The following is a 21,608-nucleotide window of genomic DNA, read 5'->3' on the forward strand; positions in this document are numbered from 1 at the left end:
AAGGAAACAATGATGCAGATCGAAAACAAGGTTTTTCTCGTCACCGGCGGTGCTTCCGGCCTGGGTGCGGCAACGGCTGAAATGCTGGTCGCGGCCGGCGCCAAAGTGATGCTGGTGGACATGAATGCCGAGGCTGTAGCGGCTCAGGCTCAACGCCTTGGCGCGCAAAGTGTGGTGGCCGACATCAGCAACGAAGCGGCTGCCGAAGCGGCGGTGCAGGCCACGGTCAAGGCCTTTGGCGGTCTCAACGGCCTGGTCAATTGCGCTGGCATCGTGCGCGGCGAGAAGATCCTTGGCAAGAACGGCCCGCATGGGCTCGCCAGTTTCAGCCAAGTGATCAACGTCAACCTGATCGGCAGCTTCAACATGCTGCGCCTGGCATCTGCCGCTATCGCCGAAACCGAGCCGGATGCCGATGGCGAGCGCGGTGTGATCATCAATACCGCGTCGGCTGCGGCGTATGACGGCCAGATCGGCCAGGCTGCTTATGCCGCGTCCAAGGGCGCCATTGTCAGCCTGACTCTGCCAGCCGCCCGTGAACTGGCGCGCTTTGGTATCCGCGTGATGACCATCGCCCCAGGCATTTTCGAAACACCGATGATGGCCGGCATGACCCAGGAAGTCCGCGATTCGCTGGCCGCTGGCGTGCCATTCCCGCCGCGTCTGGGCAAGCCTGGCGAGTACGCCGCGCTGGTCCGGCATATCATTGAAAACAGCATGCTCAACGGCGAGGTGATCCGTCTCGACGGTGCCTTGCGCATGGCCGCCAAGTAAGGAGATTTGTCATGACTATTGCCAACGATCCCATCGTTATCGTCAGCGCCGTCCGCACCCCGATGGGCGGTTTTCAGGGCGAACTGAAAAGCCTGAGCGCACCGCAACTCGGCGCTGTCGCGATCCGCGCCGCGGTCGAGCGCGCCGGCATCAACGCCGAATCGGTAGAAGAAGTGCTGTTCGGCTGCGTTCTGTCCGCAGGCCTCGGTCAGGCGCCAGCGCGTCAAGCCGCGCTGGGTGCCGGGCTGGATAAATCGACCCGTTGCACCACGCTGAACAAAATGTGCGGTTCGGGCATGGAAGCGGCGATTCTGGCCCACGACATGTTGGTGGCCGGTAGCGCCGACGTGGTGGTGGCGGGCGGCATGGAAAGCATGTCCAACGCGCCGTACCTGCTGGACCGCGCACGTAGCGGTTACCGCATGGGCCACGGTCGGGTGCTTGATCACATGTTCCTCGACGGCCTGGAAGATGCCTACGACAAGGGCCGCCTGATGGGCACCTTCGCCGAGGATTGCGCCGAAACCAACGGCTTCACCCGCGAGGCGCAGGACGCGTTTGCCGTCGCGTCGACCACCCGTGCGCAACAGGCAATCAAGGACGGCAGCTTCAACGCCGAGATCGTCCCGGTGTCGGTGATGGTCGGTAAAGAACAGGTGCTGATCAGCAACGATGAGCAGCCACCGAAAGCCAAGCTGGACAAAATCGCGTCGTTGAAACCGGCGTTCCGCGATGGCGGTACGGTGACGGCAGCGAACTCCAGTTCCATTTCCGACGGCGCGGCGGCATTGGTGCTGATGCGCCGTTCCGATGCCGAGAAACAAGGGCTGAAACCGCTGGCAGTGATTCACGGCCATGCCGCGTTTGCCGATACGCCGGGCCTGTTCCCGGTGGCGCCGGTGGGCGCGATCAAAAAACTGATGAAGAAAACCGGCTGGTCGCTGGATGAAGTTGAGCTGTTCGAAGTCAACGAAGCCTTCGCCGTGGTCAGTCTGGTGACGATGGCCAAACTGGAAATCCCGCACGAGAAGGTCAACGTTCACGGCGGCGCGTGCGCCTTGGGCCACCCGATCGGCGCATCCGGCGCACGGATCCTGGTGACCTTGCTCTCGGCCCTGCGCCAGAAAGGTCTGAAGCGTGGCGTTGCTGCGATCTGCATCGGCGGCGGTGAAGCCACGGCCATGGCGGTTGAATGCCTCTATTGAGGCTGGCGCTATTCAATGTGGGAGCGGGCTTGCTCGCGAAGAGGCCGTGTCAGTCGACATCAATGTTGAATGACACACCGCTTTCGCGAGCAAGCCCGCTCCCACAGGTTCTGCGCCTTCAGGCTAAATTTTTTAAGGAATTGGCATGATTCCCAATGACGACCAACAACAAATTCGCGACATGGCTCGGCAATTCGCCGAGGAACGGCTGAAACCGTTCGCCGCCGAGTGGGACCGCGAACACCGCTTCCCCAAGGAAGCCATCGCTGAGATGGCCGACCTGGGCTTCTTTGGCATGCTGGTGCCTGAGCAGTGGGGCGGTTGCGACACCGGTTACCTGGCCTACGCCATGGCCCTGGAAGAAATCGCGGCCGGCGACGGCGCCTGCTCGACCATCATGAGCGTGCACAACTCGGTCGGTTGCGTGCCGATCCTGCACTACGGCAACGACGACCAGAAAGAGCGCTTCCTCAAGCCCCTGGCCAGCGGAGCGATGCTGGGTGCCTTTGCCCTGACCGAACCGCAGGCCGGTTCCGACGCCAGCGGCCTGAAAACCCGTGCGCGCCTGGAAGGCGATCACTACGTGCTCAACGGCTGCAAACAGTTCATCACCTCCGGGCAGAACGCCGGGGTGGTGATTGTGTTTGCCGTGACTGATCCAAGTGCCGGCAAGCGCGGTATTACCGCATTGATCGTGCCGACCGATTCGCCAGGCTATAAAGTCGCCCGGGTCGAAGACAAACTCGGCCAGCACGCGTCCGACACCTGCCAGATTCTGTTTGAAGACGTCAAAGTGCCGGTGGCCAACCGCTTGGGTGAGGAGGGTGAAGGTTACCGAATAGCCCTGGCCAACCTTGAAGGCGGCCGTGTCGGCATCGCCTCGCAATCGGTGGGCATGGCCCGTGCCGCGTTCGAAGCAGCCCGCGACTATGCCCGTGAGCGCGAGAGTTTCGGCAAACCGATCATCGAACATCAGGCCGTCGCGTTCCGCCTTGCCGACATGGCCACGCAAATTGCCGTGGCCCGGCAGATGGTGCATTACGCAGCGGCTTTGAGGGACAGCGGCAAACCGGCACTGGTCGAAGCCTCCATGGCCAAACTGTTTGCCTCGGAAATGGCTGAAAAAGTCTGCTCTTCGGCGTTGCAAACCCTCGGCGGTTACGGTTACTTGAATGACTTCCCGCTGGAGCGGATCTACCGCGACGTGCGGGTGTGCCAGATCTACGAAGGCACCAGCGATATTCAGCGCATGGTTATTTCGCGCAATCTTTGAGAAGGAGTCCCCTGTGAGCTACGAAACGATTTTGCTGGAAACCCACGGTCGCGTTGGCCTGATTACCCTGAACCGGCCACAAGCGCTGAACGCGTTGAATGCGCAGATCGTCAGTGAACTGAACCACGCCCTCGATGGCCTGGAAGCCGATTCGAACATCGGCTGCATCGTGCTGACCGGCTCGAAAAAAGCCTTCGCCGCCGGTGCCGACATCAAGGAAATGGCCGAGCTGACCTACCCGCAGATTTACATCGACGACCTGTTCAGCGACAGCGACCGCGTGGCCAACCGCCGCAAGCCGATCATCGCGGCGGTCAATGGTTTTGCCTTGGGTGGTGGCTGTGAATTGGCGCTGATGTGCGACTTCATCCTGGCCGGCGACAACGCCAAATTTGGTCAGCCGGAAATCAACCTCGGCGTGCTGCCAGGCATGGGCGGCACTCAACGCCTGACTCGCGCAGTGGGCAAGGCCAAGGCCATGGAAATGTGCCTGAGCGGGCGTTTGATCGATGCCGTGGAAGCGGAGCGTTGCGGGATCGTCGCACGGATTGTTCCGGCGGATGAATTGTTGGAAGAAGCCCTGAAAGTCGCGGCGCTGATCGCGAAGAAGTCGCTGCCGATTGCAATGATGGTCAAGGAAAGCGTGAACCGCGCGTTTGAAGTGAGCCTGTCCGAAGGCGTGCGCTTTGAGCGTCGCGTGTTCCATGCAGCGTTTGCGACGCAGGATCAGAAAGAAGGGATGGCGGCGTTTATTGCCAAGCGTGAGGCGCAGTTCGTCGGTAAGTAATGCGGCGTTTTCGCTGACGCCATCGCGGGCAAGCCCGCTCCCACATTTGATCGCATTCTTCCAGGAGGAACACGGTCAAAGGTGGGAGCGGGCTTGCTCGCGAAGCTTTTTAACCTTTAGACCAGATAGTTTTTGAGCTCGCGGGCGATCACCATCCGCTGAATCTCGCTCGACCCTTCGTAGATCTGCGTAATTCGCGCATCCCGGTAGTACTTCTCCACCGGATAGTCTTCCAGGTAGCCATAACCGCCATGAATCTGAATGGCGGACGAGCAGACCTTTTCCGCTATTTCCGACGCAAACAGCTTGGCTTGTGACGCCTCCGACAGGCAGGGTTTGCCGGCCGTGCGCAGGCGTGCGGCGTGCAGGATCATCAACCGGGCGGCGTTCAATTGCATGTGCATGTCGGCGAGCATGTTGGCGATGCTCTGGTGTTCATTGATCGTTTTGCCGAACTGCACCCGATCCCGCGAATACGCCAGCGCCGCTTCAAACGCCGCACGAGCAATGCCCAACGCTTGCGCTGCGATGCCGATGCGGCCGCCTTCGAGGTTGGACAGGGCGATGGCCAGGCCTTTGCCGCGTTCGCCCAGCAGGTTCGCTTCGGGGATGGTGCAGTTATTCAGGGTGACCGCGCAGGTGTCCGAGGCACGAATGCCCATCTTGTGTTCGGTGCGATCGACGATGAAACCGGCGGTGTCGGTCGGCACCAGAAAGGCCGAAATGCCGCGTTTGCCCAAGGCCGGGTCAGTTACGGCAAACACAATCGCCAGTTTCGCCCGCTTGCCGTTGCTGACCAAATTGCTTGGCGCCGTTGATCACCCACTGACCGTCGCGCAGTTCGGCGCGAGTGCGCAGGTTGTGCGCTTCGGAACCGGCTTGCGGTTCGGTCAGGCAGAAGCAGCCAATGGCCTGGCCGCTGGCCAGATCCGGCAACCACGTCTGTTTCTGTTCTTCAGTGCCGTAATTGAACACCGGCCCGCAGCCCACCGAGTTGTGGATGCTCATCAGCGCACCGACCGCGCCGTCGCCAGCGGAAATCTCTTCCACCGCCAAGGCGTAGGCGACGTAGTCGACATAGGTGCCGCCCCATTCTTCGGGCACTACCATGCCCAGCAGGCCCAGCTCACCCATCTTCGCCACCAGACCATCGTCGATCCAGCCAGCCTTTTCCCAGGCCTGGGCGTGGGGCGCGATTTCGCCACGGGCAAAGTCCCGGGCCATGTCGCGGATCATGACTTGCTCTTCACTCAATTCGATATCGTGCATGGCTCAGTTCCCGCTCTCATCAAACCCGCTGAAAAAACTCGCGACGTGCTCGGCGTCCAGCGCCTGCAAGGTCGGCGGGTTCCAGCGCGGGCTCTTGTCTTTGTCGATCAGCAACGCGCGCACGCCTTCGATCAGGTCGCCGCGCTCGAACCATTGACGGTCCAGGTGCAGCTCAAGGGCGAAGCAGTTTTCCAGACTCAAGTGCCGACCACGGCGCAGCATTTCCAGCGTCACGCCCATGGCCAGCGGCGAACGGCTGTCCAGCAGGTCGGCGGTGGTGAGTGCCCACTCATGGCTATCGGAAACCTTCACTGCACGCAGTTGCTCAACAATACTCGGCACATCGGGCTGGGCGAAGAAATGGTCGATGGCCGGACGCATAGCTTTCAGCGGCGCGTCGGGCAATTGCTGCACGGCGAGTGTGGCCAGCAGGTTTTGGAGGTCTTTGAGTGGTGTGTCGTGCCATTTCAGTTGATCGAGCTTTTCGTCCAGCAACGCCAGTTTGGCACTGTCCAGATACCAGTCGGCCAGACCGCAATAGAGCGCATCGGCGGCGCGAATCTGCACACCGCTGACACCGAGGTATATCCCCAGCTCGCCCGGAATGCGTGGCAGGAAGTAGCTGCCGCCGACATCCGGGAAATAACCGATGCCCACTTCCGGCATCGCCAGGCGACTTTTCTCGGTGACCACTCGCAGATCGGCGCCTTGCACCAGACCCATGCCGCCCCCGAGGACAAAGCCGTCCATCAAGGCCAGTACGGGTTTGCTGTAATGGTGGATGGCGAGGTCGAGGGCGTATTCCTCGACGAAAAAATCCTGATGCAGCGTGTCGCCACTTTTGAAGCTGTCATACAGCGAGCGAATATCGCCGCCAGCACAGAAAGCCTTTTCACCGGCACCGCGTAAAACCACCGCGTGCACCTGTGAATCCAGCGCCCAGGCGTCGAGCTGACGTTGTAGGTTGCGCACCATGTCCAGGGTCAGGGCGTTGAGGCCGGCGGGGCGATTGAGGGTCAGGTGGCCAATGTGGTTGCGAACTTCGGCCAGCACTTCATTTTGCGTGGGGTCCATGGAGCCAGTCCCCGGAGAAGAAACCTGAGCAGTCATCACTAACTCCCTGCTTTTATTGTTCTTTATAGGATGCTCGCACGCGAGCGATCCCGGATCGTACCAGTGCAAATTTGCCCTGTACAACCCGGAATAATGCAGGTCGTCTTTGCATTAATGCATGGGAGACATCTAAGGCCGACTGGAAAACACTTCACTGATACTGCGTCGCTTGGCGTGCAGCTCACTGGCATGGATAAGCTGTTCGAGGTCTTCAGGCGTGACGTCGATGAACGCGTCCATGTCCGCCAAGGCCAGTTTCAGATCTTGGGCGGTGATGGCCTGGCTGTCGATGGGCGGAGGGCCGGCGGGTAATATGGCTACCGGTTCGGCGGAGCGTTTTGGGTAGCGAATGTGCGTCAGGTTGTTGTAGGCCAGGGCGCAGAACAGCATGGTGCAGGCGCCGAGCATCACCGGGCCGAGGGCTTTCCAGTCCATGGCAATGGTGTCCGGGTCGGCCAACACCAGGAGCAAGGCCAATGCGCCGGCTGGCGGGTGCAGGCAACGCAGCCAGCACATCAACACCAGCGCAATGCCGGCCGCAAGGGCAAGCACTGCCCAGCGTGCGACCGAGCACGTGCGCAACCAATAACGAAACGACACCGGCGCTCAAGTAGCCGCCCAGAATCGACCATGGCTGGGCGAGGGCGCCGGAGGAGACGGCGAACAACAACACCGCCGATGCGCCCAGTGGTCCGATCAAATGCAATGCTACCTCCATGCCGAATACCTGACCGCACAACCAGACGCTGAGCATCGTCCCAAGGGCCATGCCGATGGCGGCGCGGCTCCATTCGGAGGGACGGGTGTTGATGGCGGCGGGCAACCAGCGAGCGAGCATGATGAAATCGATCCGAGGACAAAAACGTGAGCAAAAAAGGCTTGGCTGGGATACCCAGAAAGCCCTTGAAGTTGTTCCCACTATTGGGGGAGGAACGGGACACAGTTTGCCGCGCATTCCTGGCACTGACAAATTCATATTAATGAGCTTTCAGTGCACTAATTTTGCAGTATGGAGCCGCGTCGCCCACTCATGAAACACAGGCAGCCGCCCATCGCTGCCAATGCGCTCAGGGCATAGAACATCGTGGGTGCGGGCGTGTGCATCAGCAGGAAACCGCAGATCACCGGGCTCAACGCGCCGCCGAGCGCTGCGAGGTTCTGCGCGCCGTAATAGCTGCCGCGCAGTTCTTCCGGGGCGAGGGTGTCGACGAAGAGGAATTCGGCGGGGTAAATGATTATTTCGCCGAGGGTGAAGATGAACATCGCCACGCACCACGACACCAGACTGTCAGCCAGGCTGAAGCCAATCAACCCGACAATGAACAGGCCTGTGCCACCGACAATCCAGTAGCGCAATTGCTCGCGCTTGAGGAACCGGCCGATCTGGTATTGCAGCAGGATCACGCTGATGGCATTGCAGGCGAGCAGGGCGGCCATGATTTCCATGGTGTGCTTTGGGTTGCTGGTCGCCAGCAGGTACTGCGACAGATAAAAGGTAAAGCGGCCATGCACTACCGTGCTGAGCAAGCAGCCCCGGTGAACATGATCAGGGTGCGATCGTTTTTCAGGGTGACCAGCGTCTTGAGGAAACTCTGGGCCTGGCCGATGAGGGAGCCGTGCCCGGGTCTTTCGCAATGCCGGTCATCAAGAACATGCTGAAAAAAGCGATGGCCGCCGCAATCAGGAACGGCGCGCTGGCAAAAACGCCGGCGATCAACACACCGAGCATCGGCCCGACCGCGTAACCCATGTTGGTCAACGTGTAGCTCAAGGAAAATGCCTTGGCGCGCTGGCCCACGGGCAGGTTGTCGCTGAGGATCGCCTTCAGAGCCGATCAGGAATAACGATGATGCAGTTTCGGTGACAATTAATGTGAGGGTGGTCAGGTACAGGTTTTCAGCAAAGGTCAGCAGCACCAGGCCGACAGCGCTGGAGAGCATGGCGAGGGATCAGCAATCGACGCTTCTCGAAGCGATCGATGATGTAGCCGCCGTAAAGAGAGAGCAGGGTGGCGACGAACACGGCGATGCCCAGCAGCAAACCAACGTCCTGTTGGTTGAGGTCAAGCTTGTCGCTCACAAACAGCGTGAGCAACGGGCTGGTGATGGCGCGGCTGACGACAATCGTCAGCGAGACGATCATCAAGCGGCTGGATAACGAGCGAGTAAGTGGCCACGGTGGGGCAAATTTCCTTATTTAGTTTTTCAGTGCTCGGCGCTGGACCGAGGCGCGGCCATTCGCGAGCAAGCCCGCTCCCACATTTGAGATGCGTTCCCCCTGTGGGAGCGAGCTTGCTCGCGATGGCGTCAGCGCCGATTTACCTCTTGATCCAACCCAGCCACCGATCCAGTAAACGAACCGATTTCCATCTCATCCATCCGCCTCAACTGCCCAAGCAATCCAGCAGCCCGTTCCTGCGACATCACCCGCCCAGCCAGGCTGAAAAATTTATGCTCCAGCTCCGCAGCACTCAACGGATTCCCGGGCGCACCCAGCAGCACTTCAACGCACAGGCTCGCCTGCCGACCGTCCACGGTGCGCAGGCTGACGACCGGTTCGCCATCCTCTGATAGTTGCGGGTCCACTTCAAGACGAATGCGCGACATCCAGTGCACGATACGCGGATCGCTGCGTTGCGCATCGTCATGCGCCTGCAACCGGCCAAGACCATGAGCCAACCTTGCAGCAGGGCATACGGCAAACTCATCTGCGCCGCCGCCAATGTGCTGACTTCATGGTCATCGCACATGCCTTGAAGAAACCCGCACAGAGAAACATGAATGTCTTCGACCTGATCGACGTCTCATCGGGACAAGCTGAATTTCGCTCACTACGACAGCTTCTCGGCGTCCGCCACCCAGGTGGAGGCCGTGGCGCTCTTGGTCAGGACGGGGGGCTTTCGCAGCATTTCGCCGCAGACATCTAAGCTAAAGGGCCGTTTCGCGCCGTACGCCCGGACCTGATCAACATCGTTACGCCGTTCAATTTGAACCTGCGTCACAACACGGTACGCAGTCCGTTAGTTAAGGCGTTTGCGCATGCGTTGGGTGTGGATTTGAAGGCGGCGGTTTGAAAGTAAAATATATCTAACGTGTAAATTGGGACAAATGCAGACAGCGTATCCGGGGCTGGAATGCCTAGGTAAAGTTAGGTTTTTGTCGTTGAGTTAATGCGGGGTGTCAATTGTTTTTATTGTTCCAGTTTTCCTTGTAACGCTTCCCGAAGTTTTTTGAGAAGGCTATTAAAAAATAAGCTGATAAGCCGAAAAAGCAAATGATTCCTACTAGTCTGGCAATCATATAATTCATATCTATAAAGTAATTAATTGCGGATAAGATGACCATGGTGTGGAATCCGGCACAAGCAATGATTAATAGATAAATTCGAGCGGAAAATATTATGGTTTGTATTTTTTGCAGTAATCATTAGTTGGTCCCTATCTTTGTTTTTCCATTCTTTATATATTCCTTGTGTGGTTATTGTGTCGGCAGTTCGCTCCAATAGAAGCACAGGGGTATGTGTGTTTTTGTATGCGCGAACATAGTCTGTTCGTGCGTATCTAAATAGTCGCCATGCATCAGGCTTTAATACGAGTCTTCCAGCGCTATATATAGACATCCCGACGTCGAGGGAACCATAGGCGATGTTTCCTTCACAGCTCCGTATATTTAAATGACTTGGCCACCGCTTGATATCCTTTTCTAATCGGCCCTTCAGTGTCACCGCGGTTCTCTAGGAGGTTTCTTCCGTTTTCATAAACATTGTTCGCGCCATGGACCATCATGGGCGTCCCAATAAAAAGACACAGCGTACCCGCCGATCCATAACAAATTCCGGCACCCGTTGCGAATTGAAGTGCGCCTGCAATCACACCGACCCCTTTCTGTGCAATCTCCGACGCCTGACTGAGCAAACTACTCTGTTCGCTCTTTATCTCGTTCAAACCCTGATCAGCGTTCTTCCGTCCCTGAGCCACATCATTAACAATTCCCCTCGCGTAGTAAGACACCTCGCGATTGAACTGCAGGCGCAGCGTCCCGTCATTGATATAACGGGCGCCCAACGTGCGAGGCTTGTTGGATCAAATTAGCCGCCGCTTTGCTGACGGCCCAGTCATCGCAACTTCTGTCCTCGCAGCGCACCTTCAACTGTCCCATTCGCTGTTTCCCCAGGATCCGTGCCCGCTGGTGCCCGCGAGGTGGTGCCTCCAGGTGATTTCGCGATAACGAATAGCCACGTGCTCTTGGGGTTCGACGTCGTTTTGTAAAACAACGTGGGGCATATCAAGTGTCAGGTTGGCAATAATGCCGCCTTCGATTTCAATGCTGAAAAACTTCTCCTGGAGACCAAACGCAGAAATTCGATAGAAATTGATTGCACCGCTTATTTCTTCTCGGGTCGATAGCGCTTGAGCGAGTAACGGAGAGGACTTGTCGACGTTCTTTGTGATGACGAGAGGGCTGTGCGTAGGCTTATTGATGTTGCCTATATTGGCCATGTTGTGGCTGTAGGACAGCACCATGATTTCGTCTGTATGTCCTGTCTGACATTTATTGCCGATGGACGCTTGAGTTGAACAGCCCGCCACCCTTGGGTGTTGCCTGTGATGGTCATGTAGCCGTGATTGGCCATAGGGGTGCCACTCCTTTTCGTCGGAGAGGCACCATATTGAAAATGTCTCAGGGAGGATGTAGGAGGTTTCTGAGTTTTCGGTGGGACGAAGGTGTTTTGCGCGGCGCGTTGCCGCACTACTGCACGAAGTGCAGCAGCACAAATCATTCTTGTCGAATCGACCGCTCAGCACCGGTGGCAACGCACCGAATGCAGTGCCTTGCAGCGATTTATAGACGTTCAGGTCCATCATCAACCACGCAGGACCCTTGAGGCTTTCCAGTTCCTGAGGCGACTCAGTGAAAACCGGATGCAGGTCCTGTTTGATGTTGACCATGAACTTGATGGCCTTAGCGTCTTTACCCATGCCGTGCATAACCAGCGGCGCCGGATCCTTCTGCACCTGTTCAAACACCTCGCGACTGAAGGTCCGGGTGTCGTAGAGCTGTCGCTGGACAGGCTCGAATTGCAGGATATAAAACGACCACAGTGCCAGAACGGCGCAAATGGCCAATGTCTGCGCTCGCCATTGCGGGCGCTTGAGTGCCGTCAGGGCAACCACTTGCAGCAAGCCAAGAACGACAAACAGCGAAGGGTGATGCGCAACCTGGTCAGGGAATTTTCGCTGCAAGACAATCAAGCCAATAATCAGAAGGCCAGGCATCAGCAACCAGAGACTCTGGATCAAACCCCGCAACCAATGGAACAACCGGCCCTGAGCGACCTGAAACGGATACGCGGCCACAATCGCCGCCATGGGCAGCATCGGCAGCAGGTAGCGGGCCTTTTTGCCTGAGGCACGGAAAGACCGATCATCACTATCAACCCGGCCGCGACGCAGTACTGCATCAGGCGCCATGCCGGTCCAGCCTCCCTCGGGCGTGACAGCGCGACGGTAATCAGCACGAGTACGGCCAAGGGCCACGCCAGGGCATAGTTGCCCACCGAGCTGGTGAAGTAATACAGCGCGTCGTTGGATCCTTCAGTGCCGTCCATGCGTCCCATGAACTGCATACGAATCACTTCCTGCAAAAACGCCGGGCCACCACTGACATCCGCCAGCCATAGCAACACGCCAATGCAGCCCACCAGCAGGACCGATGCCAACAGACCAAAGACAAACAGTCGGCGCCATTGCCGATCGAGCAGGAAATAGCTGCTGAGTACGCCGGTGGGAATCACCAGGCCGATAGGCCCGCGAATCCAGAAACCCAGCACCAGCAAGGCAAAGATCAGTACCCATCGACGCGGCGCGCCAAAATGATCGGCGGCGTAGCCCAGATAAAACACCGCAAACGCTACCGCTGCGAGCATCAAGTCCAGGGACACGGCCCGGGCTTCGGTAATGAAGGTGAAGGTCTGCAGCATCATGGCGATGCTCAACACCGCCCAGCGTGTGGAATAGGGCGCCAGCAGGCCGGTACATCAATGTCACGATGACCGCTGCGGCGATAGCGCTCAGGGAGCCATGCGCTCAGGCTGTTGACCTGCCCGAAAGGCAAGGAAAGCAGCCAGATAAACACGGTCGACAGCCCCGAGTAATCGGCATAGGGCTGGCCATAGGTCGTCGGAAAAAATGACGGCCCGTTGCGCAGCATCTCCTGGGCGAACAGCACAAAGCGCGAATCGAAACCGATGGCCGCCTGGTGGGAAACCCCGGCACTGAACAGAATCAGTGCCAGTAACCCGATGCCCAGTGAGTGCTGTCGGGTCGGTGAAGATCCGGTCACGCGACGACCGAATCAGCGGACCATTGTTGGTGCGGAATCGGCAGGTTGCGCGATTCGCCACGCCCCATCGGGAAGTACTTGAAGCCGAACTGTTCAAGACGTTCGGCGTCGTACAGATTGCGCCCGTCGAAAATCACCGGTGCATTCAGGCGCTGCTGGATCAGGTCGAAGTCTGGCGCCTTGAACTGTTGCCATTCGGTGCAGACGATCAGTGCGTCGGCACCGGTCAGTACCGATTCCGGCGTGCCCATGAGCATCAGCTTCGATTCATTCGGATAGAGCTTTTGAGTTTCCTGCATGGCTTCCGGATCGAAAGCACGCACATTGGCGCCCGCAGCCCACAGCGATTCCAGCAGTACCCGGCTCGGCGCATCGCGCATGTCATCGGTGTTGGGTTTGAACGCCAGGCCCCATACGGCAAAGGTCTTGCCGCGCAGATCACCGCGGTAGAACGCCTTGATCCGTTCGAACAGCTTGTGCTTCTGGCGCTCGTTGATGGCTTCCACCGCTTGCAGCAGGTCGCTGGAGCAGTGCGCTTCCTGGGCGCTGTGAATCAGCGCGCGCATGTCTTTGGGGAAACACGAACCGCCATAACCGCAGCCGGGGTAGATGAAGTGGTAACCGATACGCGAGTCGGCGCCGATGCCCAGGCGCACCGATTCGATGTCGGCGCCCAAGTGCTCGGCCAACTCGGCGATCTGGTTGATGAAGCTGATCTTGGTCGCCAGCATGCAGTTGGCGGCGTATTTGGTCAGCTCGGCGCTGCGCAGGTCCATGAACATGACACGGTCGTGGTTGCGGTTGAACGGTGCGTAGAGGTCGCGCATGACTTCGCGGACTTCGTCACGTTCACAGCCAATGATGATCCGGTCCGGGCGCCGGCAGTCGGCCACGGCCGAGCCTTCTTTGAGAAACTCGGGGTTGGAGACGATATCGAACTGCAACACGCGGCCGATCTTCGCCAGGCATTTATCGATATGTGCGCGCAACGCATCGCCGGTGCCCACCGGCACCGTGGATTTCTCCACCAGAATCGCCGGCTGTTCGCGATGTCGTGCTACCGCATCGCCCACGGACATCACGTAGCTCAGGTCCGCCGAGCCATCGTCCCGGGACGGTGTACCCACCGCAATGAACAGGACCTGGCCATGTTGCACGGCGAATTTTTCATCGCAGGTGAATTGCAGGCGTTTGGCGTCCAGGCTTTCGCGCACCAGGCTGGCCAGCCCCGGTTCGAAAATGCTGACATGGCCTTGTTGCAGCAATTCGACTTTTTTCTCGTCAATGTCCATGCAGACCACGTCGTGGCCGACTTCAGCCAGGACGGCCGCTTGCACCAGGCCAACGTAACCACTACCAAATACACTGATTTTCATGAAGCACTCCTGATTTCCGGCGCGCGAACTGAACGAGAGTTAATGACGATGACCCCGAGCATGACCAAAGCCACCCCGACGGTCTTTGAAAGACTGAATGATTCGTTGAACACTGGCAGGCTGGCGGCCAGCAAGTACACCAGCGCGTAGCTGATGCTCAGCAGCGAATAGGCCCGGCCCAGCGGCACGTCACGCAGGGCGACCAGCCAGCAGAGCATCGAGAGGGCGTACGCCACAATCGCGCTCAGCACGACTCCCACCGCGACCAGGTCGATGCTGGAAGACAACAGGTATTCGGGAGACGGCAGGCGCGTCATGCTCCAGCGCATGCCCAATTGCGCGGCGCTGACCAGCAGCACGCTGCCCATGGCGAAGGTGATCCCGCGACGCAGGCTCATGCGTGCTGCCCCAGCAAAACCACGCCACCGATCACCAGTGCCACCCCGAACCAGTGCTGGCGGTCGATCGTTTCATGGAAGACAAAACGGGCAACCAGCGTGACCAACACAAAGTTGAGGCTGAGCATCGGGTAGGCAATGCCGACTTCAAGGCGCTGCAACACCAACAGCCAGACCAGCAAGCCCAACCCCAGCGCGACGAGCGCCAGCCACAACCAGGGCGAGCGCAGTTTTTCGCCCCATCCCGACGCCTGTCCACGCCAGCTCTCTACAGCGTATTTCTGAGCTATCTGGCCCAGGCACGTCAGCAGGCACGCCACCAGTACCAACAGCAGGCTCACGGTGTCACCTGAGGGAAAATCAGAATAACGAGGTTGCCTTGTTCATAGCGTTTGCCGTCCTTGGGCAGCCGTTCGATTTCCTCCAGCTCGCCTTCACCCTTGACCCGCATGACCACACCCACCGAGCCGCTACGGCGCGCGTTGAGCATCCATTGCTCAACCTGGCCGACACTGACCAGTTTGTGCACCGAGTCAGGATAGGCAAGACCATATTTCAGTTCGCCTATCGTGTTGTACAACGCCACGTCCGGGTGCTTCATGCGCCAGGCCAGCGCCGATGCGGCACCGAGATCGTTGCTCAGCAGATTGCTTGTCTGCGCCAGCTCATCCATGTGATGGAGGATGAATTGGTCGGGCGTCTTGTTGGCGACCACCGAATTGGGCAAGCCGGCCGGAATCAAACCCATCAGCAACAGACTGCCGAATGCCGGTGCTGCCCAGCATTGCAACGGCCTGAAGGCTTGCAGCAGGTTGGCCATGATCCAGCCGATCAAACCGATGAACACCAGCACCAGGTTGTGCAGTTCATGGTCATACAGCGGCTTTTTCAGTTGCAGGTAGACCAGCGCAATCAGGGTGACCAGACCCAGCACCAGGTTCAGCAAGCCGTTGATCCCCAGCACCCGACCCTGTTCCAGCTTCAGTCGGTCAGCCAGCGCGTTCCCCAGCAACAAGGCCAGGGGCAGCAGGCACGGCAGTATGTAACTCGGCAATTTGCCTTTGCTGATGCTGAAGAACACCAGTGGCATGACCATCCACAGCAACAGGAAGCCGATGCTGGCCTGGCGACGGGTTTGCCAGGCCTGTTTCAGCGCCGATGGCAACAGCGCCACCCACGGCAAGCTGAAGGCGACCAACAGCGGCAGGTAGTACCACCACGGCTCGCTATGTTGAGCGTCGTCGCCGGCAAAGCGGCGAATGTGCTCGTGCCAGAAGAAGAACCGCCAGTAATCGGGCTCCTGCGAGTGAACCGCCAACGCCCACGGCAGGCTCACCGCGATGGCCACGACAATCGCAACCGGGCCGTAGATCAGCAGTTCCTTCCAGCGTTTTTGCCAGATCATGTAGGGCAGGGCGACCAACACCGGCAGCAACCAGGCGAGGAACCCCTTGGTCATGAAACCCATGCCGCAGGCCAGTCCCAGTACCGCCCAGCCGAAAAGTCGCTGGCGGCCGACGCTGTCCAGGGCAAACCACAACCCGACCACGCTCAGGTTGACCCAAAAGGTGAACTGCGGATCAAGGTTGGCATACCCGGCATGACCGGCGATGACGCTGAAACTCATGTACAGCAATGCGCAGGCAAAACTCTTGCGCGGGTCGTTCCACAGTCGGCGGGCGATCAGGAAACACAGCAATACGCTCAGGCCCATGCTCAGGGCCGAGGCAAACCGAACGCCAAACAGGTTCTGACCAAACAGCGCCTGGCTGGCAGCGATCATCCAGTAACCTGCCGCCGGTTTTTCGAAATAGCGCACGCTCATGAAATGCGGCGATACCCAATTGCCGCTCAGGAGCATGTCCTGACTGATCTGCGCGTAGCGGGTTTCGTCTGGAATCCACAAGCCATGGGTGCCCAGTGGCAGCAGATACGCCAAGGCGAAAAGGACCAGCAATAGGGGAAGAGCCCAGCGTTTGCTCATGCGCCTTGCACTCCCAGCCAGCCTTCGCGGCCGTCAAGGGCGCCACGTACCACACGTCCTGTGGGCAGGTGTTGAGGGCGTCTGGCAGCAGATCGCCCAAAGGCTGGAAATGAATGTCACGCTGGCGTGCATCGGCCAGCAGCTGACGGAAATCGTTGGCCATCAGAATCCCTTCTACTTCTGCATGAATGGTGTAGACATTGAGTTGTTCAGGGGTAAAGCGATCAAGAATGAAGGCGTTGAAGTCATTGGCGGCGACCGTCGGGCCGACCACCTCGTCGAAGGTCGGCAAGTCCACCGGTATCTGCGGTGCACCTAAACCGCCGCCGGCAAGGATCGGCTGAAACAGGCTCAGCCCGCGACAATCGCTGTTATAGCGAAAGCCGAACGCCTCTTTGGCTTCGATCACACGCTCGTCCGCGCGCCAACCGGCAGCGGCTGAACAGTCGACCTTTTGCCCAAGAATGTCGCTGAGCGTGTCGACGCCCCGGCGGATCTGCTCGATCAGTTGCGCGTCGCTCCAGCGTCCGGCGTTGGCCTGCCAGCCATGGTGATCCCAGGCGTGCAGGCCGACTTCATGCCCGGCGGCCTGGGCCTGGCGCATCAAATGCCCCAGGTCCCGACCGATCGGTTTGCCAGGCCAGGCGGTGCCGGCCAGCAAAATGTCCCAGCCGTATAGCCCGGCCGCATTGGAACGGAGCATTTTCCAGAGGAACTGCGGGCGGATCAGGCGCCACAAGTGGCGCCCCATGTTGTCCGGCCCGACACTGAAGAAAAACGTCGCCTTGACCTGCGCCTCATCGAGGAGTTCCAGCAACCGGGGCACCCCCTCACGGGTGCCTCGGTAGGTGTCGACATCGATCCGAAGGCCTGCCTGCATTAACGCTTGTCCGCGATTTCGAGCATGGCTTCACGCAGGAAGAAGTCCAGCGTGTTGCCGATGGTCTCGCTCATTTCCACCGTTGGCGTCCAGTCCAGCAGACGCTTGGCGTTGGCGATGCTCGGTTTGCGGTGGGACACGTCCTGGTAACCGGTGCCGTAGAACGCCTTGCTTTCTACGTCGCGGAAGCCGGCGAACGGCGGGAAGTTGTCACGCAGCGGGTGAGCTTCGAACTGACGCAGCAGTTCTTCGCCCAACTGGCGAATGCTGGCCTCGTTTTCCGGGTTGCCGATGTTGATGATCTGACCGTTGCAGGCGTCGTTATCGTTGTCGATGATCCGCGCCAGGGCTTCTACGCCGTCGGCAATGTCGGTGAAGCAGCGTTTTTGCTCGCCGCCATCGAACAGGCGAATCGGCGTGCCTTCCACCAGGTTCAGAATCAGCTGGGTAATGGCGCGGGAGCTGCCGATACGTGCCGAGTCCAGACGGTCCAGACGTGGACCCATCCAGTTGAATGGACGGAACAGGGTGAAGTTCAGGCCTTTCTGGCCATAGGCCCAGATGACCCGGTCGAGCAATTGCTTGGAGATCGAATAGATCCAGCGTTGCTTGTTGATCGGGCCGACGATGAGGTTGGAGGTGTCTTCGTCGAAGTTCGGGTCCTGGCACATGCCATAGACTTCCGAGGTCGACGGGAAGATCACGCGCTTGTTGTATTTGACGCAGTAGCGAACCAGTTTCAGGTTTTCTTCGAAGTCCAGTTCGAATACCCGCAGCGGGTTGCGCGTGTATTCGATTGGCGTGGCAATCGCCACCAACGGCAGGACCACGTCGCACTTCTTGATGTGATACTCGATCCACTCGGAGTGAATGCTGATATCGCCTTCGACGAAGTGGAAGTTCGGGTGGCTGCGCAGGCGCTCGATAGCGTCCGAACCGATGTCCAGGCCATAAACCTCATAGCGGTCGTCACGCAGCAGGCGCTCGGACAAGTGATTGCCGATGAAACCGTTGACGCCGAGGATCAGCACGCGGGTACGGCGTGGTGCACGACCGGATTCGGCACCGCGCAGTACGGAGCCGTCGACCAGGCCCAATTCGTTGGCCAGTTGCGGGCCGCTCAGGTAAAGACCGTTGTCATTGCGCTGACCGGCGGTGATCACCAGCGAGTCTTCGCCGCAAGCGATGCGCAGAGGGTCGACGCTGATGACGCGACCCGGCGCCAGGCCTTCATTGCCCTTGGCGACTTCAGCATTCCAGACGATCAGCTTGTGCTCGCCCACGTCGCAGAAAGCGCCCGGGTAAGGTTGGGTCACGGCGCGGACCAGGTTGAACAGTTCTTCTGCCGGCTTTTTCCAGAACAACTTGCCATCGGCAGGTGTGCGGCGACCAAACACGGTGGCTTTGGATTCGTCCTGAGCCGTCTCGGTGACTTTGCCTTGCAGCAGGGCCGGCAGGGTGTCGCGCAGCAGGTCGGTGGCGGCCAGGCGCAGTTTGCCGTGCAGGGTCAGCGCGGTGTCGCGGCGTTCGATGGCAACCGGTTGCTGGGCGATGATCGCGCCAGCGTCGGCACGTTTGACCATGCGGTGCAGGGTCACGCCGGTTTCGGTCTCACCGTTCACCAGCACCCAGTTGGCCGGCGCGCGGCCACGGTAGCGTGGCAGCAACGAGCCGTGCAGGTTGAATGCACCTTTGCGGGCGGTGGCCAGCAGCGGTTCGGTCAGCAGGTTGCGGTAGTAGAACGAGAACAGGTAATCAGGGTCGAGTTTGGCGATGCGCTCGATCCACAGCGGATGGTTGGCGTCTTCAGGGGCATGAACCGGGATGCCTTTTCGCGCACACAACTGGGCAACGGAACCGTAGAAGGCGTTTTCTTTGGGATCATCGGCATGAGTAAACACGGCGGCAATTTCAATGCCGGACGCAAGCAGGGATTCGATACCGGCACAGCCAATATCGTGGTAGGCGAAGACAACAGCTTTTGCACTCATGAGAGAACCTGATCTGAAGAGGTGGAAGTGAGACCGTCAACGGTGACAACGGGGGCGGGCGCGGCGGGTTGGCTGCGCAAGACTTTTTCGACAAAGAAACGAGGGCGGGCACGGACGTCGCTGTACATGCGTCCCAGGTACTCGCCCAACAGTCCCATGCCGATGAATTGCCCACCGGTGAACACGAACAGTACGGCAAACAGTACAAACGAACCGTCGCCGGCCCATTCAGCGCCAAACACCAGGCGCAAGAAGATCAACGTCATGGCAAACAACACACCCAGACCGGCCATGGCGAAGCCGATGATGCTCAGCAGGCGCAATGGCGTGGTGGTCATGCAGGTGATCAGGTCGAACATCAGGTTGACCAGGCGCATGGGGCTGTATTTGGATTCGCCGTGTTCACGTTCGGCATGCATCACCAGGATTTCCGTGGTGTGCCGGGCAAAGCTGTTGGCCAGGATCGGGATGAAGGTGCTGCGTTCGCGGCAGGCCAGCATCGCGTCGACGATGGTGCGGCGGTAGGCACGCAGCATGCAGCCGTAATCGGTCATGGCAACGCCGGTCGAGCGCTGGACGGCGAGGTTGATCAGCTTCGAAGGCCAGCGGCGCAGGGCCGAGTCCTGACGGTTGTTGCGCACCGTGGCGACCACGTCGTAACCGAGTTCGGCCTGGGCCACCAGTCGCGGAATTTCTTCAGGCGGGTTTTGCAGGTCGGCATCAAGGGTGATGACGACATCACCTTTGCAGTGCTCGAAGCCCGCCATGATCGCCGCGTGCTGGCCGTAGTTGCGGTTGAGAATGACCGCGACCACCTTGCTGCCCTCGCGATTGGCGGCGTCCTCAAGAATTTGCGCCGAATCGTCGCGGCTGCCGTCATCCACCAACACGATTTCGTATTCATGGTGCAACTGCTCACATGCCGCTTCAGTACGCCGAAGCAGCTCGGGCAGGCTGTCTTGCTCGTTGTAGACCGGGATAACAACCGATACGCAATTGATTGGGTAAGGTTTCACTGAGCTCTGTCCATAACGTTTTCAATGGCATCGACCACACGATTGACATCATCGTTGGTCATGTCCGGGAACAAGGGAATCGAACATAGCCGCGCCGAGTTCCATTCGGTGTTGGGCAAGTAAATGTTCGGGAAACGCTGACGATAATACGTGTGCAGGTGCGTGGCTATAAAGTGGATGCCAGTGCCGATGTTTTGCTCCTGCAAACCCTTCATGAACGCCTCACGGTCCAGCCCGCAGCGCTCGGGATCGATGCGCAGGATGAACAGGTGCCAGGCGTGTTGTTGCGGGTAGGTCGGCACCGCCAGCGGCTGCACGGCGCTGCCTTCCAGGCGTTGCAGGTACGTGCGCGCCAGTTCGGTGCGCTTGGCGTTGATGTCGTCCAGGCGCTCCAGCTGTACCAGTGCGATGGCGGCATTGATGTCGGCCAGGTTGTATTTGAAACCCGGCTCCATCACCTGTGCCTGAGGTTTGCGGCCGTGAGTCATGCGGTCGTAGGCATCGACGCCGAGGCCATGAAACTTGAGCATGCGCACCCGGCTGGCCAGCGCTTCGTCGTCGGTGACGAACATCGCACCCTCGGCGCAGGTCATGTTCTTGATGGCGTGGAACGAGAAGATGGCCGTGCCTGTCGAGCCGACGTGTCGACCTCTGTAGAAGGTGCCGGCGGCGTGGGCGGCATCTTCGATGACGGCGATACCGTGTTTGTCGGCCAACGCATAGAGCGGGTCGAGATCGAAGGCAGCGCCGGCGTAGTGCACCGGAATGATGGCCTTGGTGCGCGGGGTGATGGCCGCCTCGATGCTGGCGGTATCACTCATCAGTGTGTCGCGGTCAACGTCGACGAACACTGGCGTGGCGCCCAGCAGGCAGATCATGTTGGCGGTGGACACCCATGTCTGGGACGGGGTAATGACTTCGTCGCCCGGACCAATGCCCAATGCCAGCAAGGTGATGTGCATGCCACCGGTGGCCGAAGAAAGTGCAACGGCATGCCGGCAGCCAACATAGTTGGCGAATTGCTCTTCCAGTTGCTGGTTTTTGGCCCGGTAGTGATCCAGCCGGAGCGCAATACTTGCTCTACGGCTGCAATTTCTTCATCGCCGATACTCGGGCGGGAGAAGGGGAGAAACGCCTGACTCATGGGCACCTCGGGCTGGAATTGGACGAACATTGATACCGGATGTGTTGGATCCAAGGC

At 59.2% G+C, this 21,608-nt stretch carries 14 protein-coding genes and 8 pseudogenes; 5 read left to right on the plus strand and 17 right to left on the minus strand.

Annotated elements, in window-relative coordinates:
- The first annotated feature begins 12 nt into the window (after positions 1–12).
- The 4 genes from AB4N76_RS28330 to AB4N76_RS28345 all read left to right on the plus strand — a co-directional run bounded on the left by AB4N76_RS28330 (position 13) and on the right by AB4N76_RS28345 (position 4,039).
- Positions 13–774 carry an SDR family NAD(P)-dependent oxidoreductase gene (locus AB4N76_RS28330; RefSeq protein ID WP_046027330.1) on the plus strand — a complete coding sequence of 254 codons (762 nt, stop codon included), beginning with the start codon at positions 13–15 and terminating at the stop codon, positions 772–774.
- An 11-nt stretch (positions 775–785) separates the two neighbouring features.
- The gene (locus AB4N76_RS28335) at positions 786–1,979 is read left to right on the plus strand and encodes an acetyl-CoA C-acyltransferase (RefSeq protein ID WP_046027329.1); all 1,194 of its coding nucleotides are present in this window, start codon (positions 786–788) and stop codon (positions 1,977–1,979) included.
- A 145-nt stretch (positions 1,980–2,124) separates the two neighbouring features.
- Entirely contained in the window at positions 2,125–3,252 is a 1,128-nt protein-coding gene (locus tag AB4N76_RS28340; RefSeq protein ID WP_046027328.1) for an acyl-CoA dehydrogenase, read from the plus strand.
- Positions 3,253–3,265: 13 nt separating this feature from the next.
- Positions 3,266–4,039: an enoyl-CoA hydratase gene (locus AB4N76_RS28345; protein ID WP_077430195.1), complete on the plus strand. Its 774-nt coding sequence runs from the start codon at positions 3,266–3,268 to the stop codon at positions 4,037–4,039.
- Between the two features lie 116 nt (positions 4,040–4,155).
- On the opposite strand, the pseudogene AB4N76_RS28350 reads toward AB4N76_RS28345, so the two are convergent.
- From AB4N76_RS28350 to AB4N76_RS28370, 5 genes and pseudogenes are all read right to left on the minus strand, one after another.
- A pseudogene (locus AB4N76_RS28350) lies at positions 4,156–5,308 on the minus strand (acyl-CoA dehydrogenase family protein).
- A 3-nt stretch (positions 5,309–5,311) separates the two neighbouring features.
- A complete protein-coding gene (locus AB4N76_RS28355; protein WP_460163851.1) occupies positions 5,312–6,418 on the minus strand; it encodes an enoyl-CoA hydratase/isomerase family protein in 1,107 nt (368 codons plus the stop codon).
- Between the two features lie 132 nt (positions 6,419–6,550).
- Positions 6,551–7,259: pseudogene (locus tag AB4N76_RS28360) on the minus strand (HPP family protein).
- A 158-nt stretch (positions 7,260–7,417) separates the two neighbouring features.
- Positions 7,418–8,597 (minus strand): annotated as a pseudogene (locus tag AB4N76_RS28365) (MFS transporter).
- 141 nt (positions 8,598–8,738) lie between these two features.
- Positions 8,739–9,218 (minus strand): annotated as a pseudogene (locus AB4N76_RS28370) (MmgE/PrpD family protein); the annotation flags it as partial.
- Between the two features lie 7 nt (positions 9,219–9,225).
- Between AB4N76_RS28370 and AB4N76_RS28375 the strand changes: the two are divergent.
- Positions 9,226–9,494, plus strand: a pseudogene (locus AB4N76_RS28375) (LysR family transcriptional regulator); the annotation flags it as partial.
- A gap of 248 nt (positions 9,495–9,742) precedes the next feature.
- Here the strand turns inward: AB4N76_RS28375 and AB4N76_RS28380 are convergent.
- The 12 genes and pseudogenes from AB4N76_RS28380 to arnB form a co-directional block, all read right to left on the minus strand.
- Positions 9,743–10,039: a DUF4225 domain-containing protein gene (locus AB4N76_RS28380; protein WP_460163852.1), complete on the minus strand. Its 297-nt coding sequence runs from the start codon at positions 10,037–10,039 to the stop codon at positions 9,743–9,745.
- Between the two features lie 34 nt (positions 10,040–10,073).
- Positions 10,074–10,484: a DUF4225 domain-containing protein gene (locus AB4N76_RS28385; RefSeq protein WP_460163853.1), complete on the minus strand. Its 411-nt coding sequence runs from the start codon at positions 10,482–10,484 to the stop codon at positions 10,074–10,076.
- 81 nt (positions 10,485–10,565) lie between these two features.
- Positions 10,566–11,009 carry an Hcp family type VI secretion system effector gene (locus AB4N76_RS28390; protein WP_460164652.1) on the minus strand — a complete coding sequence of 148 codons (444 nt, stop codon included), beginning with the start codon at positions 11,007–11,009 and terminating at the stop codon, positions 10,566–10,568.
- A 186-nt stretch (positions 11,010–11,195) separates the two neighbouring features.
- Positions 11,196–12,762, minus strand: a pseudogene (locus AB4N76_RS28395) (ArnT family glycosyltransferase); the annotation flags it as partial.
- Positions 12,759–14,138 (minus strand): UDP-glucose dehydrogenase family protein, encoded by a 1,380-nt coding sequence (locus AB4N76_RS28400; protein ID WP_077430190.1) that lies wholly within the window; start codon positions 14,136–14,138, stop codon positions 12,759–12,761. The pseudogene AB4N76_RS28395 and the gene AB4N76_RS28400, both read right to left, overlap by 4 nt.
- On the minus strand, positions 14,135–14,536 hold the full coding sequence (gene arnF, locus AB4N76_RS28405; protein WP_077430189.1) for a 4-amino-4-deoxy-L-arabinose-phosphoundecaprenol flippase subunit ArnF: 402 nt from the start codon (positions 14,534–14,536) through the stop codon (positions 14,135–14,137). The genes AB4N76_RS28400 and arnF overlap by 4 nt, the downstream gene beginning before the upstream one ends.
- Positions 14,533–14,877 carry a 4-amino-4-deoxy-L-arabinose-phosphoundecaprenol flippase subunit ArnE gene (arnE, locus tag AB4N76_RS28410; protein WP_046027317.1) on the minus strand — a complete coding sequence of 115 codons (345 nt, stop codon included), beginning with the start codon at positions 14,875–14,877 and terminating at the stop codon, positions 14,533–14,535. The genes arnF and arnE overlap by 4 nt, the downstream gene beginning before the upstream one ends.
- A complete protein-coding gene (gene arnT, locus AB4N76_RS28415; RefSeq protein ID WP_046027316.1) occupies positions 14,874–16,520 on the minus strand; it encodes a lipid IV(A) 4-amino-4-deoxy-L-arabinosyltransferase in 1,647 nt (548 codons plus the stop codon). The genes arnE and arnT overlap by 4 nt, the downstream gene beginning before the upstream one ends.
- A pseudogene (gene arnD / locus AB4N76_RS28420) lies at positions 16,517–17,400 on the minus strand (4-deoxy-4-formamido-L-arabinose-phosphoundecaprenol deformylase). The gene arnT and the pseudogene arnD overlap by 4 nt, the downstream one beginning before the upstream one ends.
- Positions 17,400–19,391 carry a bifunctional UDP-4-amino-4-deoxy-L-arabinose formyltransferase/UDP-glucuronic acid oxidase ArnA gene (gene arnA, locus AB4N76_RS28425; protein ID WP_460163854.1) on the minus strand — a complete coding sequence of 664 codons (1,992 nt, stop codon included), beginning with the start codon at positions 19,389–19,391 and terminating at the stop codon, positions 17,400–17,402. The pseudogene arnD and the gene arnA overlap by 1 nt, the downstream one beginning before the upstream one ends.
- Positions 19,388–20,407 carry an undecaprenyl-phosphate 4-deoxy-4-formamido-L-arabinose transferase gene (arnC, locus tag AB4N76_RS28430; protein WP_046027313.1) on the minus strand — a complete coding sequence of 340 codons (1,020 nt, stop codon included), beginning with the start codon at positions 20,405–20,407 and terminating at the stop codon, positions 19,388–19,390. Before arnC ends, arnA begins: the two co-directional genes overlap by 4 nt.
- Positions 20,404–21,551 (minus strand): annotated as a pseudogene (arnB, locus tag AB4N76_RS28435) (UDP-4-amino-4-deoxy-L-arabinose aminotransferase). Before arnB ends, arnC begins: the two are co-directional and overlap by 4 nt.
- Between the last annotated feature and the right edge of the window lie 57 nt (positions 21,552–21,608).

It is taken from the genome of Pseudomonas sp. S2_F03 (genome assembly GCF_054668335.1).